The organism is Carboxylicivirga linearis, from assembly GCF_018271995.1.
GTDB classification, from domain to species: domain Bacteria; phylum Bacteroidota; class Bacteroidia; order Bacteroidales; family Marinilabiliaceae; genus Carboxylicivirga; species Carboxylicivirga linearis.
Genome location: NZ_JAGUCO010000004.1, coordinates 317,979 through 332,975 on the forward strand (window position 1 = coordinate 317,979; position 14,997 = coordinate 332,975).

General features: G+C 36.7%; 11 protein-coding genes. 8 read left to right on the plus strand and 3 right to left on the minus strand.

Annotated features, from left to right (window positions below):
* Positions 1-255: 255 nt before the first annotated feature.
* Together KEM10_RS08810 and KEM10_RS08815 are read left to right on the plus strand one after the other, a co-directional pair.
* Positions 256-1,029, plus strand: coding sequence for a M48 family metallopeptidase (locus tag KEM10_RS08810; protein ID WP_244825649.1), 774 nt, complete (start codon positions 256-258; stop codon positions 1,027-1,029).
* A 6-nt stretch (positions 1,030-1,035) separates the two neighbouring features.
* Positions 1,036-2,358, plus strand: a complete 1,323-nt coding sequence (locus KEM10_RS08815; protein WP_212215619.1) for a deoxyguanosinetriphosphate triphosphohydrolase — start codon at positions 1,036-1,038, stop codon at positions 2,356-2,358.
* Positions 2,359-2,420: 62 nt separating this feature from the next.
* Here the strand turns inward: KEM10_RS08815 and KEM10_RS08820 are convergent, their stop codons facing one another.
* On the minus strand, positions 2,421-4,613 hold the full coding sequence (locus KEM10_RS08820) for a TlpA family protein disulfide reductase (RefSeq protein WP_212215620.1): 2,193 nt from the start codon (positions 4,611-4,613) through the stop codon (positions 2,421-2,423).
* A 314-nt stretch (positions 4,614-4,927) separates the two neighbouring features.
* On the opposite strand from KEM10_RS08820, the gene KEM10_RS08825 reads away from it, so the two are divergent.
* The 3 genes from KEM10_RS08825 (at position 4,928) to KEM10_RS08835 (ending at position 7,146) form a co-directional block, all read left to right on the plus strand.
* Entirely contained in the window at positions 4,928-5,155 is a 228-nt protein-coding gene (locus KEM10_RS08825; protein ID WP_212215621.1) for a hypothetical protein, read from the plus strand.
* A gap of 19 nt (positions 5,156-5,174) precedes the next feature.
* Complete coding sequence (locus KEM10_RS08830; protein WP_212215622.1) at positions 5,175-5,711, plus strand: hypothetical protein; 537 nt, start codon at positions 5,175-5,177, stop codon at positions 5,709-5,711.
* 154 nt (positions 5,712-5,865) lie between these two features.
* Positions 5,866-7,146: a tetratricopeptide repeat protein gene (locus KEM10_RS08835; RefSeq protein ID WP_212215623.1), complete on the plus strand. Its 1,281-nt coding sequence runs from the start codon at positions 5,866-5,868 to the stop codon at positions 7,144-7,146.
* A 92-nt stretch (positions 7,147-7,238) separates the two neighbouring features.
* Here the strand turns inward: KEM10_RS08835 and tpx are convergent, their stop codons facing one another.
* Positions 7,239-7,736, minus strand: a complete 498-nt coding sequence (tpx, locus tag KEM10_RS08840) for a thiol peroxidase (protein WP_212215624.1) — start codon at positions 7,734-7,736, stop codon at positions 7,239-7,241.
* Positions 7,737-7,863: 127 nt separating this feature from the next.
* Positions 7,864-10,944 (minus strand): cytochrome c biogenesis protein CcsA, encoded by a 3,081-nt coding sequence (gene ccsA, locus KEM10_RS08845; protein WP_212215625.1) that lies wholly within the window; start codon positions 10,942-10,944, stop codon positions 7,864-7,866.
* Positions 10,945-11,188: 244 nt separating this feature from the next.
* Between ccsA and KEM10_RS08850 the strand changes: the two genes are divergently transcribed.
* The 3 genes from KEM10_RS08850 to KEM10_RS08860 all read left to right on the plus strand — a co-directional run bounded on the left by KEM10_RS08850 (position 11,189) and on the right by KEM10_RS08860 (position 14,960).
* Positions 11,189-12,748 carry a methyl-accepting chemotaxis protein gene (locus KEM10_RS08850; RefSeq protein ID WP_212215626.1) on the plus strand — a complete coding sequence of 520 codons (1,560 nt, stop codon included), beginning with the start codon at positions 11,189-11,191 and terminating at the stop codon, positions 12,746-12,748.
* Positions 12,749-12,854: 106 nt separating this feature from the next.
* Complete coding sequence (locus KEM10_RS08855) at positions 12,855-14,096, plus strand: hypothetical protein (RefSeq protein ID WP_212215627.1); 1,242 nt, start codon at positions 12,855-12,857, stop codon at positions 14,094-14,096.
* Positions 14,097-14,492: 396 nt separating this feature from the next.
* Positions 14,493-14,960 (plus strand): DUF4268 domain-containing protein, encoded by a 468-nt coding sequence (locus tag KEM10_RS08860; RefSeq protein ID WP_212215628.1) that lies wholly within the window; start codon positions 14,493-14,495, stop codon positions 14,958-14,960.
* Positions 14,961-14,997: the final 37 nt, after the last annotated feature.

Here is a 14,997-nt window from a genome sequence, read left to right on the forward strand (position 1 = left end):
TTAGTTTCTACATCACGGAACTGTTTAGCTGATTCCGTTTTTTGGATTTGATACAAAGAGAGGCTTACTCATGCGTGAATAAAAAGGTGGGTAGCTAAAAAGTGGATGAAATGAATAATTAAAATCTCACTTCTCATTGATTTATTGTACTTTAATAAAATCAAGCAGTTACTAAAAAGTGGATGAAATTTGTTAATAAAGTAGCTGCATTATTATATATAGAAGTCGCTTTTAAAACATTTGGAGTAAAGCAAGATGATAAAAGTTGAACTTAATAAGCCAACTTTATTTCTTATTTTTACGGCAATGAAGGAAGCGGTTGTTGAAATACCAGAGTTGGGACAGGTTACCATTCGGCAGAGTGCCAAAGCAAAGCGCATCAGTATTAAGTTAAAACCTTTTAAGGGAGTTACATTGGTAGTTCCTGTGGGTGCTGATATACGCGATGGTATTGGATTTTTGAAAGAAAAGAAAGACTGGATTCAAGCTAACCTGAAAAAACTGGAAGAGAAAGAGGGACGTCTCACCATCTTTGATGAGAACACTGAATTTAAATCACGCTCTTTTGCTCTGCAAATTTCAAAACATACAAACAGCAATGTCAGACTGCATTTAAATAAAGGTATATTACATATCTATTACCCTGAAGATGTACCGGTGACTCATCCGGGCATACAGGAGAATATTCGTTATGGCATTGAAGAAGCCTTGCGACTGGAAGCCAAACGTTTTTTACCTCGTCGACTGGCTGAATTAGCCGAGAAGCATTCAATACAATACAACAATGTAACTATTAAGAACCTGAAATCGCGATGGGGTTCCTGTTCTGGCCGTGATAATATTAATTTGAATCTTCACCTGATGCGTTTGCCTGATGAGCTGATAGATTATGTAATTTTGCACGAGTTATGCCATGTGCATGAAAAAAATCATGGGCCGCATTTTTGGGCCCGACTTGACATCATGACAAACGGACAAGCCCGCCAGCTAGATGGAAGGATGAAAGATTATCAAACAAAAATTTACTAGAAATATATGAACTGGGATAACCTATTATCAACCAAACGAACCGGACAGGAACATCTGAAAGAAGTAAAGCACGATCGCACCCAATTTCAGCGCGATTATGATCGACTTATTTTTTCCTCTCCTTTTCGTCGCTTACAAGATAAAACACAGGTTTTCCCATTGCCGGGCAGTGTGTTTGTACACAATAGACTTACACACAGCCTTGAGGTAGCCAGTGTGGGTCGCTCTCTTGGAAATAATGTTTCTGCTAAACTTTTACATGCCGGATGGGGCAAACCCGAGTTGGTTCAGGAAATTGGCTCTGTGGTTGCTGCAGCTTGTTTGGCCCATGATATGGGTAATCCTCCTTTTGGTCATTCCGGAGAGGCGGCCATCGGTCACTATTTCACCAATGGTGCGGGGGCTGACTTCAAGCATATGCTTAGCGAAGCTCAATGGACTGACTTCATTCGTTTTGAAGGAAATGCCAATGCTTTACGAATCCTAACACATGCTTTTAAAGGTCGTCGTCAGGGTGGTTTTGCCATGACGTACACCACGGTCGCATCCATTCTTAAATATCCTTATGCATCCCATTTAGGGTTAAAGAAGTATGGTTATTTCCAGTCTGAAAAAGAAATGTTCCAGCACATTGCTACTGAATTGCAGCTAAAAGTGTTGGATGAAGAGAAAGGTATTTATGCCCGTCACCCACTTGTTTATTTGGTAGAAGCTGCCGATGACATCTGCTACCAGGTGATGGATATTGAAGATGCACATAAGCTAAAGATTCTTTCATACGAAGAAACCTATACGCTGTTAACTGCTTTCTTTGATAAAGATAAGGAAGCACAAGAGTTTGATAAAATAGCGGATGTATTTAATGAGGTGAGCGACTTAAATGAGCGTATAGTTTATCTGCGTGCCAAGGTAATTGGCAAACTGGTTGCGCTATGCACTGATATATTCTGGAATAATCAGGAAGCTATATTAAGTGGAACCTTCAAAAAAGGCTTGGTTGATCACCTTACCGGAACAGAACTTCAGGCTATGGAAACCTGTAAAAAAGTTGCTTTTAAACGCATCTACAAACATCAGTCGGTGGTGGAAATTGAAATCGCCGGATTTAGAATACTTGGAACTCTATTAGATGAATTTATCAAGGCTGTGATTAATCCTGATGATTTCTTTTCTAAGATGCTGTTGCCTTTTATTCCTGAACAGTTTAAGGTGGAGAAAGACGCTGAATTGGTTGATAAGATACAGTCAGTTCTGGATTTTGTGTCGGGCATGACCGATGTTTATGCCTTGGATCTTTACCGCAAAATAAGTGGACTAGGTTTAAAATAAGCCTCCTGATATTTTAAAAGATAAAGGGTGTCAGTAAAAAACCGACACCCTTTCGTTTTATTTTACAATTCTGTTATTTCACTATTTGCTGAATTATTCAATGCATCTAATAGGGGTTGTTGGTTGTGGAGTAATGAGTTGGGAGATGCAGCATTTCTATGAACAATTTTCCCATCTCTGCCAATTATATAATAATGTGGAATGCCATTAAACCAATACTTATCACGTATAAGAGCTTCCTGATTTTTAGCAATCAGCAGCACACCTTCAACACGATTGTCTTCCATGTATTTTCTTACTCGGTCTACATTACCTTCGCAAGCTATATACATAAATACAACATCCTTATCTTTCATCTTGTCTTTTAATTTGGCCGAATAATTTTCGATTGCGTATCTGCAAGGACCGCAACCTGTGCTCCAGAAATCTATGTAAACCGCCTTACCTCTAAAATCTGACAACCTCACTTTATTCCCATCCAAATCTTCCAGTTCAAAATCATAAGCCATTTGCCCCGGTGCCACTGTTTGAGCCTTTGCATATACCGTTTCCAACTCATCTAATAATTCTGTATCAGGATATTCGTTTCTAAAATCTGACATCATATTTTCTGTTAACTCCCACGAACCACGTCTGACAACATCCCCTAAGGTTAAATAATTTAAATAGTACTTACTTAACCCGGAATGCAAAAGCTCGGTATAATTTACTCGTCTTTTATAAATACCATCTAATCCACCGGCATAACCCATTCTGTTATCTTTTCTGAATTTATCCAATAAATCAAAAAATACTATTTCTCTGATGTTATGCTTATAGCCTGAAGAATAGCTCATCAAATCGTTATCTGCATGAAAATCATCTCTAAAATTGTAATAGAGATCGGCATCAATTTCCAAAGGTTCTTTCCCAGCTTCTTTCCTATAGTAGCTTTGCGAACGGGGAAAACCGCTCTTAAGACTGTAATTGTTTAGATATTCAAAATAATAGAAACTTAAATAGTCGGAAGGCATTAGTTGACTTTTGTACTTTTCCAGAAAATCAAATTTTATCTTACTTACTGAATCACATAGACTTTTGTACTCATCCGCGCTATTGGAAGTCATCGTTTCAGAAATATTATCGTACCAATCGCGTTGTCGAATTTTATTGGTTTCTTCAAATAAAAAACGATCAGCTAAAAACTGGTTCTTCTCACTTCCAACACCCGTCCATTTTACTGTCTCATCGAATTCAACCATATCTAAGGATAAATACAAATCATCACCTGGCGCCAGAATAAAATGGGTTTGTTCATGATGCCAAAAATCAAACTCCACTGGTTTATCCAGATACATTTTAAACTCAAATTCACCATTTTCATCCGGATGAAAAACAAAGGCTTTTCGTTTAAACGAACCCGGTAAACTTTCTGTATAATCAATGGAAATATGTGTGCCTTTATGAAAGTTTGTAATCTTCCCTCTTAAAGTGGCATTGGTTACCGGGTAAATTGAATCGTAGTGAACATGATTCTCATCGCGATAAACGACTTTATAAGGATCATTACTTATCTCTATCGTTTTTATTTTCCGTGTTGTTTCAATTCTTGTTTGGTAGTTTATCTCTAAGGAATCTCGCTTATTCCAATCAAATTCTTTCGTGTCACGTTTGGTACTAACATTTGTATTTGATGTAAAATCGCTTCCAATAACATTAGCTTTATCAATAATTATAAACGAAGCAGGATTATAAACAATATTTTCTTTGTCTTTAAAGGAGTACGTCACCTTCCCATCTTTTTCTTTCTTTTTAATGGCCAGTTCACTTTTGGGAGCATTTTTATTACCCAGAAAATAATATTTCCAGAAACTATTATTGAAGGATTGGTGTATTTTTTCAGAATCTTCACCCAGCACTTTCAATTCATCTTTTAATACCTCTAAAATGATTTCTTCATTATGTAGTGATGTACGAGAATCATTAAATTGCGAGTACATACTATTTATGGTGCGCCATTGCTCACCTTTATCTTTTCTTCTTGAATAAACACTAAACTCGGTTTGCTCTAATTTGTATTTATCCTTTTCAATAGGAGTAACTTTCCATATTTCTTCATTAAAAGTTTCGATTACATAATCATTTGATTTTTCGTTAGCAATGCGAGTAGTTGAGCTAATTTGATGTGATTGAGACTTGACTAAATAGTCATTGGTTTGCGAGTAAATACTGCTAACAATAGTTAGGGCAATTGATAATAATGTTAGATTTTTCATATAAATATGGGTTAAAATTGTTGTCATTATTGAATGGCCTGTCTGCTTTAATAGTACATTTTGATATTTATTAAATTGGGAGATAACAACTTATTGATTGGATAATTAGAGATATAAATATAATATTAAGTTTTTACTTGCAAAACATTATGTTATAATAATTAAAGTCAATACCTCTGTTTTCTATGGCTATCAATAATCTTTTAACTATAAAAAAATAGCATCCTTCACACTATAGTTTGAAATTTTACTATTATCTTAGAACTAATCAAAACACTAGATTACTGCATTTTATAACCTAAAACACAATCTGTATGAAAAAGATTTTATTGCTTACCGCTGTGGTGGCTTTCACATTGGCTGCCTGCGGAGAAAAGAAAAAGAAAGATTCCGGAAGTTCTGAAGAAACAACCACAAAGCAAGAAGTTATTGATAAGGCAGAAGCGGTTGCCGACACTTTGCAGGTTAATTTGGAAGAAGCTGCTCAAGACATTAAAGAAACCACTGAGAAGTTAGATCAGGCTTTAAAAGAACTGGAATAATCATCTTAAAACTATTGAAATGAAAAAATTTGCATTATTACTGGTTCTAACTTTCTCATTAAGTATAGTAAGCCAGGCACAGAACAATAAAGACAAGAAAGAAAAAGGTAAGCACGAGAAAAAAGAACAATTAAAGGAAAAGAAAAAGGAAAAAGAGCAGAAAGGTAAGGCTTACGGAAAAGATAAGGAATTAGAAGGTAAAGACTTTGGACAAAAAAGAGCTGAAGAAACACGCATGAAGCGCGAAGAACATCGTAAAAAACTGGATGAATCAGTTACTGAAGGTCGAATGAAAGCTGAAGAAGCCAAAGAAAAAATTAAAGCTGCCAAAGAAAAGGCTGAAAAGGAAAAACAAGAAGGCAAAATATCGGATGAAGAATACCAAGCCAAAAAAGAAAAGATAGAAAAAGCCGAAAAACAAACTGAAGAATTAGAAAGGAAGTTGGAAGAAGCAAAAAAGCAAGAAGAGAAAGTGAGAGAGATGGAAGAGAAGATGAAGGAAAAAGAAATGGAAATGAAAGAAAAAAGCAAAGAGCTTGAAGAAATAGAAAAGTAATTACCAAAGCCCCCCATGGGGCTTTTTTTTAGACTTTCCCTCTAGCAATTATATTAAAAAATGCTAAATATGTTAACATAAATTGCAATAGAAAATGTAAAACACTAGATTTAAGTTGCTATCATTTTTAGGCCTAACTTAACTTTATTGTATTATGAAATTTTTGTTGCTATTATGTCTGAGTGCATTAGTCTCAATAAGTAGCTATGCCCAGAATCAGCTCAATCAATTATTCTCCGAAGAACGATATCCCGAAATTATTTCACAACTTGAATCGGCCAAAAACACATTGGATGATGACGGGTATTATCTTTTAGCAGCCGCTTATCTTCAATCCGGAGCACTCAACAATGCCATTGCTACCTTAGAAAATTTCAACAACTCATTACCGGTTAAACATCAGGATTTACTTTGTAAAGCATACTTCGAAACCGGTCAATACCCTGAAGCCTTAAAAATTTGTCAGGATAGATATGCTCAGGATTCTACCCACTATGGAAACCTAATGCGATATGCACAAATTAAAAGCACCGAAGGGCAACACGACAGCACCATCATCATTTTAAATAATTATTTGGCAGGCGATTCGCTCAACTACAATGCTAATATGCTATTGGCGGAAGCCTATCAAAAAGTAAATGAACCATTAGAAGCAATTTCCATTTACAAAAGAATCTTAAGAGTTTACCCGGTAAACCAAAAAGTAGGTGCCAAATTAGCACAGACTTATTATGGTAAAAAAATGTACAAAGAGTGTTTCGATCTTAGTATGGAATTTGTTGATACGCTCGGTTATACCAGGCGATTTCTTACGATGGCAGGTTTGGCCAGCTTCAAAGCAGGCAACAATGGCAATACCGTTACCTTATTTAAACGCATGGAAGCCCATGGTGATAGTTCATTAATTACCAAGAAGAACATAGGTATTGCTTTATATCGCATGGAGAATTATAATCAGAGTTTGCCATATTTATACTCAGCTTTTAGCTTAAAAGACGATGATCCTGAAGTATGTTTCTTTTTGGGTGCCAGCTTAGGACAGACTAACATACCCTTACGAGGCAAACCATTCCTGGTTCGGGCTGCTTCTTTATTACAACCAGCTCCCGGATTAATGGAAAAAGTTCATCTAAAATTAGCTCTTATGCATGAAGATGCAGGTGATTATGCCAAGGCAATTGCATACTACGATACTGCTTATAGCTATTCACCTTCAACCGTTCAGTATTTATATAACCAAGCAGCTATTTACGATTACGAGCTGAATAACAATGAAAAAGCACAGGAGTTATACAAGCAATTTCTTTCCAAACTACCAGATTCATTGGATACAAAAAAAGGAAAAGACTTATACAGAGCCAGGTTAAAAGAGGTAGTAGATCAACGACTAAATGTGATGGCTGAGGAAGATTTTTTTCGTCAGGGAGTTCAATAGCAAAGAACAAAATCAAATAAGCCGGCTCTTATTGAGAGACCGGCTTATTTAAAACATAAAACTAAACTAAAAAAAGCTATCTGCTTTAAGCCTTACAAAACTTTTAAAGCAGCTTCATAATCTGGCTCGTTAACAATGTCATCCACCTGTTCGCTGTGAACTACTTTACCATTCTCATCAACCACAACCACAGCTCTAGATAAAAGACCTGCTAACGGTCCATCAACCATTTTAACTCCATAATTCTGGCTGAATACTTCATCTTTATATTCAGATAATGAAATTACTTTATCTAATCCTTCGGCTCCACAAAAACGTGCGTGTGCAAAAGGTAAATCGCGCGAAATACATAATACTGTAGTATTATCACGTTTTGATGCTTCATCATTAAATCTTCTTACTGATGCAGCACATACAGAAGTATCAACACTTGGAAAGATATTTAAGACTACTTTCTGTCCTTTATAATCATGTAGTGAAACATCACCTAAATCAGTATTTACAAGTGTAAATTCAGGAGCTTCAGCTCCTACTCTTGGTAAATCACCGGCAGTTGCTACAGGTGATCCTTTAAATGTAATTTTTGCCATTTTGTTTGATCTAATTGTTTAAAACCCTAAACAAGCCTTTTCAAGTTTTTGTTTACTCATAAATCAAAAAAAATGACCGAAGAATGTTTATCCTTCGGTCATTCACATATTTAGGTCATAAAATATTTTATTCCTTAAGTTCTTCTTTTGCCAGTTTCTTCTCGTTATAAATGGCATAAAATATGACTACAGCAACTACAGCAACGGTATAATAAACCCATGATGGAACGGGTACCGGATCACCTTTTGCATAAGAATGCATTCCTGCTAAATAATAGTTCACTCCCAGGTACGTCATAATCACTGATGAATATCCTATCACCGACCAAATATTAAAAGTAGTAATACTCTTCATACCCGGAATAAAGCGCATGTGTAATATAAAGGCATATACCAGAATGGTAACTGCCGACCAGGTTTCCTTTGGATCCCAGCCCCAATAGCGTCCCCACGATTCGTTGGCCCACACACCACCTAAAAATGCACCAACTGTTAATAAATACAATCCAACGGTCATGGCTCTTTCGCTAATGGCAGACAGCTCTTCAATGGTTAGTGTAAATGCCTTTTTATTATCCTTATTTTTAGCACCTGCCAAAATTAAATTCAGAAAGCCCAATAAGAATCCATTCCCCAGAAATCCGTAGCTCGCCACAATAATAGCCACATGAATGGTTAACCAGTAAGATTTCAAAACCGGAACCAGGTTGGTAATTTCAGGATTCATCCAACTTAAATGCGCCACCATTAAAATGATACCCGCAAATATTGAAGAAACCGATAAGGCAATTGGATTCTTTTTTGTCCAGCTTAAACCAGCCACCAAGGTGGTCCAGCCAATATATAGCATCGACTCATAACCATTACTCCAGGGAGCATGACCAGAAATATACCAACGTAACCCCAATCCTATTGTGTATAATGAAAATGCCAGAATTACCAGAACCAAACCTATTCGTAAAATCCACTTAAACTGAAAACGCGGTTGTACCAAACGCATCAGCTGGAAGAATAAAAGAATCATACCTAACACCAAGAAATATGGCATCAGAGACATAAACAAGCTACTTTGGTTATAGAAAATCTCAATATCTTTTTTGGCATCCGGGGGTAGAATATCACCTCCAAACTTATGCTGATACTTATCTATCGCCTCCAGATAATTCTGCTCATTGGCTTTATCACCCGAGATTAAAGACTGTAAGTACATATTCAGGACATTTTTAATAAATAAACTGTCCTTTTCACTTACACCTGTAATTTTATCTTTTGCTAAAACCCACTTATTGTTCTCACTATCGGGTAAAGGAAAAATCTTATAAAAGCTTCCGATCTTATGCATGAAAAAGACATTAACCTGCTCATCAACCTTTACAACTTCCTGCTCCAGTTTATTCCTGAAGGCAGGTCTTTTTCTGTAAGACGCTTCTACCAGTTGACGGATTTTATATTTCCCATCAGGGGTAAAGAAATTATTAATGGATGATTTTTTCTCTGTCACTTGAAGTATTGCCCGTAACTCATCATGCTTAATTGTAATGAGTGGTGTTTCCTGCCAGAAGCCCGGATCAACAAGCATTCCCAGTGCAACCTGGTCGGCGGTAAGTCCCCGGAAAGTATGATGCTTCACAAGCTTACGAACAATTTCGCTGTTCATACTATTCACCGGCTTCATTCTACCTCCGTTATCCTGCACCCAGAGTCGCCCAAAAGCCTCAGCCGATTCTTTACTAATTTTAATATGTGGATTCAAATCCTGTCCAACAGCCGGAAGAGCTAACAATAATAACCCGATTGCCAGAAACTTCTTTTTCTCTTTATAAATCTCATCTATACGCCGCCCCAAATTTCTGAAACGGGTATTAGGGAATACAAGCGATAAAGCCATACCTATAGCTAAAATAAGGTATCCTGCATAGGTAAATAAGGTTCCCCATAAATCACGGTTCACCGAAAGAATAGTTCCTTTCTCATCCATATCATAGGATGATTGAAAAAATCGGTAGCCTTTATAATTCAATATGTTATTCATAAAAATACGTCGATCTTCTTTCAATCCTGTTCGTTCATCAAGAAGAGTTACCTCACTGGCATACGAACTCGGACTTTCACTTCCAGGATATCGATCCAATTCAAAACTATTTAAATGCAAGGCAAAAGGTATATGAATTTGTTTAGCTCCATAACTCACCGAAACGTTTACTCCATCTATTTCAGCACTGTACCTCCTTCCCAATACATCCTTCTGGCCAAACACATAAAATTCTTTTTCTTTCCCATTTAACTCAGCCACAAACTTAATAGCATCGGGCAAACCATTGCCATCTTGCCCTTCCACTGCAACAGGTTCCAGAACTGCACTTTCCATTAAGCTCGTAAACACCATTCGTAAATCACCAAAACTATACAGAACACCATTAAACAACTTATGTGGAGTACCCGGCTCAAATTTCTGTACATCACCAGTCTGCATTTGCATCATGCTTACCGTATCCTTACCAATAAAATAAGGCATGCCATCCTTCAATGTTAAAACAATATCTTGATTGGTCTCCGCCGGGTCAAATGCTAATTGATAATTACCAACCGTAATAATATCTCCCTTAAACAAAGAGAATTCCTGTCTCCCTCTGGCTGCCGATAATACAATTTTAATAGCCGTTTCTCCACCTTCCTTTTCAATAGCTCGAGAGGTAGCTTGTGGAATAAAAGCTTCACTTTTTAATTTTAATCTCCCATTGGGTGTTGCAAAACTTGATGAATACTCCTTAGGACTTACTACGGAATACAAAACATGCTCTTCATCTTCCTCTTCGTAATCTTTGGAGCTTACTCTAACATTTACATATTGATCGCTGGATAATATTTGATCGGATTGCTCACCTTCTCTAATGTGCATCATTCCTTCATACCCAATATATCGAGTAATGGCAGCCCCTACTATTATACATAAAAAGGCTAGATGAAAAATCAGGACTGGTAGTTTTTTTAATGACCAGGTTTTGTATTTACTAAGATTACCTATCATATTAATGGCTAATAGCACAAATACCAACTCAAACCACCAACTATTATATACTAAAGCTTTTGATGCATTGGTGCCAAAATCATTTTCAATAAAAGTTGCAATTCCAAGAACAGCCGCTAAAAATAAGAGTAACGTACCCATCAACCAATGGGACATAAGAGCTTCAAAAAGTTTTTTCATATTCTTCTTCTTTGGATTTCTTTTATTCAAACTATTAAAAAAGTTATCAATAATTAGTTCTTTAACTAACCATAGGGATTCATTATTTACGAGCTTAAAATAGCAAATAAGAACAAGATTACTTTAATAATTCATTCTAAATTAGAAAAAAGTTCCCGTTCAATAGCTTTCGACTATTTCCATGAAACGTTTTACTAACGTTTAGCGTATCACATCAAAATTGGGGAACTTTCAATCAAATTTTATGAAACTTACTACCAAAGTAATCGCATTCTCGATAGGTATGCTGGCAATACTAGCCCTATCCATTACTATTCCGTCAACCTTTATTACATACCGAACACAGAAAACTGAACTCAAAGAATTGGAAGTGATGCTTCGTAACAATTTCGATGAAGATATTAAATCACAAGTTCAAACGGTATATACCATGCTTGAAGGTATCTACCAACTGGCAGAACAAGATTCTATTACTTATAAGGAAGCCGAAGCTTTAGCAGCTCATACTCTAAGAGGAATGCGCTATGGAAAGGATGGCTATTTCTGGGCTGACACAAAAGAAGGTGTTAATGTGGTGTTGTTAGGAAAAAAAGATGCTGAAGGTAAAAGTCGCTGGGATGCAAAAGATGCCAAAGGGAAGTATTTTATAAGGGAGATAATTCAATCCGGATTATCGGGCGACGGATATACTGAATATTGGTTTCCGAAAGCCGGTACAGATATACCGCTACCCAAAAGAAGCTACACAACTTATTTTGAACCATTCAATTGGGTTATTGGCACAGGTAACTATATTGATGATATTGATGAAAAAATTGAAGCAGCAAGGACTGAAATGGAAGATAGTTTGATAAATGGTATTATACTTTCTTCTGTTATTGCCTTGGTTATGCTTGTTTTATTCGGTTTGCTATCTGTAATATTTAGCAAAAGACTAACAAAGAGCATTATTACCTTATCAGAAAAAACTAAGTTGATTGCAAAAGGTAATTTATCCATCCATATTAATGCAACACAGAAAGATGAAATTGGCGTTTTGCAACAATCCTTAAAGTCAACCCTACAAAAACTTCGTGAAGTTATACAGGAAGTAATTGAAGGTGCAGGCAATGTATATGCTGCCAGCGAACAAATGGCACAAACAGCCGAGCATATTTCTAATGGAGCTAACTCTCAGGCTGCATCCACCGAAGAAATATCTACTTCTGTGGAAGAGATGGTTGCCAATATCCAATCTAATTCTGAAAATGCCAAACGCACAGAAGCAACTGCGAATAAGGCTGGAATGGGCATTGAACAACTACAGGAAACAGTGAATAAGAATTTATTGGCCATGGAACAGATTGGTTCAAAGGTTACGATTATAAAAGATATTGCCTATCAAACAAATCTGTTAGCTCTTAATGCATCAGTGGAAGCAGCCAGAGCCGGTGATGCTGGACGAGGTTTTGCTGTTGTAGCAACCGAGGTTCGTAAATTATCTGAATTTACTCAAAAAGCAGCTACTGAAATTGATGAAGTATCATCATCGAGCCTGGAGATAGCGCAACAATCGTGGAACGAAATGGAGACAATCCTGCCAGACATAAGGTCGATATTAAACGCCATCAAGGAAATACTAGCTTCCAGTCAGGAACAGGAAGCAGGAGCAACACATATTAATAGTGCCATTCAATCTCTGGTAAATATAACCTCACAAAATTCAGCCTCATCTGAAGAAATGGCTTCCAGCTCAGAAGAATTATCAAGGCAGGCAGAAATCTTAAAAGAAACAATTGGATATTTTAAGATAAATAACGAATAAGATCAACCAAAAATAGATTTACTTGATTGAGAAGTATTATTTTATTTGCTTTGCCCCCTGAAAAAACAATAAATGCCAAATAAAAACTGGTTTTAAACCAAACAAAATGAAAAAAGTACTTTTATTTTTTGCAATTATTGCATTTACCTTTCATTTAAATGCACAGGAAAGCGAAAAAAAAATTAACGTAGAAATTCATGGATTTGTCGGAGTAAATGCCACTTACGACTCGCGCCAAAGTGTTACGCCCCGAAATGGACACATTTATTTATGGCCACTACCTCCAAACTTTGACAATGCCGGTAATGACCTAAATGATGCTGCCAACCTGGATCTTGACGCTTCTTTTAGTCGCTTTAATATTGGAGTTAGCGGCCCTGATGTTTGGGGAGCTAAATCTTTTGCCTTTATGGAAGGTGATTTCTTAGGAGATAAAGCGCAGGGTAATGATTTATATTTTCGTTTGCGTCATGCCTTTATTCGATTAACCTGGGAGAAAAGCAGTTTATTGGCCGGACAATATTGGCACCCTTTGTTTATTCCAGAAAACTTTGCCTCTATGGTTACCGTTAGTGTGGGATCTCCTTACCACCCTCTAAACCGCCAACCAATGATACGTTACGGATATAAACTTACCACTAATTTTGAAGTGATAGCTTACCTGATGAATCAAAATGATTTTGGCGACAGAGGAATGCCAGGAGCAGAAGAAAGAGGATTACGTCCGGAGGTTGATTTGCAATTTAAATATAAGAACAATGGTTTCTTTGCAGCTTTTACTGCAGGATATAAATCATTAAAACCAGCGTTGGCTGATCCCAATAATGGATTAAAAACAGATGAATTAGCGCAAGCCGGTTATGTAGCTGGTTCTATCAAACAAAAGTTTAGCAAATTCACTGTTAAAGCCGAAGGTATTTACGGTGGGGCAATGTCTAATTTGGTGATGCTTGGTGGATTTGCCGAAAAAAACAATGGAAGTGAGCAACGCCAATACACTCCTATTAATACATTAGCTTTATGGGGCGACATTCAGTCGAACCACACAAAGGTGCAACCCGGAATATTTGCCGGATACACTGAAAATCTAGGAGCTTCAGAGAATGCCAATTACCTATCAGAATATACTTTAGGAGGAAACATTGGTAAAATGTATACTGTTGCCCCTCGTATTAAGTTTTTTGCAACACCAAAAGTATGTTTAGGTGTTGAATGGATGTATACAGTAGCAGGTTACGCTGGTAAAGATGATGAGGGAAATTATAAGTTTGATGAAAAAGCTAAACCTATCGACCTCGAAGATTATTCAAATCATCGCATTACAACCAGCTTAAAATATATTTTCTAGTAAAAAATATTGTAGTAAAACCAAAACCCATCTCATTCCGAGGTGGGTTTTTAATTGTAAAACATTCTTCAGTAACATAGATATAGGGAATTTGCATCATCAGTTTATTGTTTGTAAATCAATACTGGAAAAGCTTCTTATATATTTTTGCTGAGAAAGGTAAACCAATTAACCTTACAGACGTTAGTATAAACCGAGTTACAAAAAGTGTTAGATAGTATTTTCAGGATGAAAGAAAAATTAGCCGTCGTTGCCGTTCTTATGATTATAGCCGGATTTGGCATGATTCACAGTACTACTTCCTATATGGAGGTGGTTAGTCTTCTAATGATTGGCATAGGTGCGGCTTTTCTGTTATTTTTGCTACTGAAGAAAAAAGGTAACTAATACATCATCATGTTCTCAAAAGAGCAAGCTAAAGAACTACGCCAGCTATTCTGGCACAAACTGGAAAACCGCACTCGCAGAATTCCTGGTCAGAAGGGTAAAAAAATTCGCTGGATTTTTGACAATACCGGAATAAAGGGATTAGATCTACGTTTCGACATTGATAGAGAAAGAGCGATTGTAGCACTCGAAATTAATCATCGTAACGAAGATAGACGATTGCAGTTGTATGAAAAATTGGAAGCTTGCAAGAGCATTTTCGAAACCACTTACGAAGGCGAGTTAACCTGGGATTACGTTTACACCAAAGATGGCGAAAAAGAAGTTTGCCGGGTATATGAGCAAATGCCGTCTGATATTTACCAGGAAGAGCTGTGGCCCGATACCATGAAGTTTATGATTAATCGTATGCTACGTTTGGAAAAAGCCTTTCTGGAAGTAAAAGACTTTTTATTGCATGATGAACTGGGAAGTTAAAACTGCTATATTGAAAACTTACAGCATAAAAAAAGGC

Excerpts from the sequence above, each read along its gene's own strand:
- KEM10_RS08810 (WP_244825649.1), top strand. The coding sequence starts at position 256 with ATGATAAAAGTTGAACTTAATAAGCCAACTTTATTTCTTATTTTTACG.
- KEM10_RS08815 (WP_212215619.1), top strand. The coding sequence starts at position 1,036 with ATGAACTGGGATAACCTATTATCAACCAAACGAACCGGACAGGAACAT.
- KEM10_RS08820 (WP_212215620.1), bottom strand. The coding sequence starts at position 4,613 with ATGAAAAATCTAACATTATTATCAATTGCCCTAACTATTGTTAGCAGT.
- KEM10_RS08825 (WP_212215621.1), top strand. The coding sequence starts at position 4,928 with ATGAAAAAGATTTTATTGCTTACCGCTGTGGTGGCTTTCACATTGGCT.
- KEM10_RS08830 (WP_212215622.1), top strand. The coding sequence starts at position 5,175 with ATGAAAAAATTTGCATTATTACTGGTTCTAACTTTCTCATTAAGTATA.
- KEM10_RS08835 (WP_212215623.1), top strand. The coding sequence starts at position 5,866 with ATGAAATTTTTGTTGCTATTATGTCTGAGTGCATTAGTCTCAATAAGT.
- tpx (WP_212215624.1), bottom strand. The coding sequence starts at position 7,736 with ATGGCAAAAATTACATTTAAAGGATCACCTGTAGCAACTGCCGGTGAT.
- ccsA (WP_212215625.1), bottom strand. The coding sequence starts at position 10,944 with ATGAAAAAACTTTTTGAAGCTCTTATGTCCCATTGGTTGATGGGTACG.
- KEM10_RS08850 (WP_212215626.1), top strand. The coding sequence starts at position 11,189 with ATGAAACTTACTACCAAAGTAATCGCATTCTCGATAGGTATGCTGGCA.
- KEM10_RS08855 (WP_212215627.1), top strand. The coding sequence starts at position 12,855 with ATGAAAAAAGTACTTTTATTTTTTGCAATTATTGCATTTACCTTTCAT.
- KEM10_RS08860 (WP_212215628.1), top strand. The coding sequence starts at position 14,493 with ATGTTCTCAAAAGAGCAAGCTAAAGAACTACGCCAGCTATTCTGGCAC.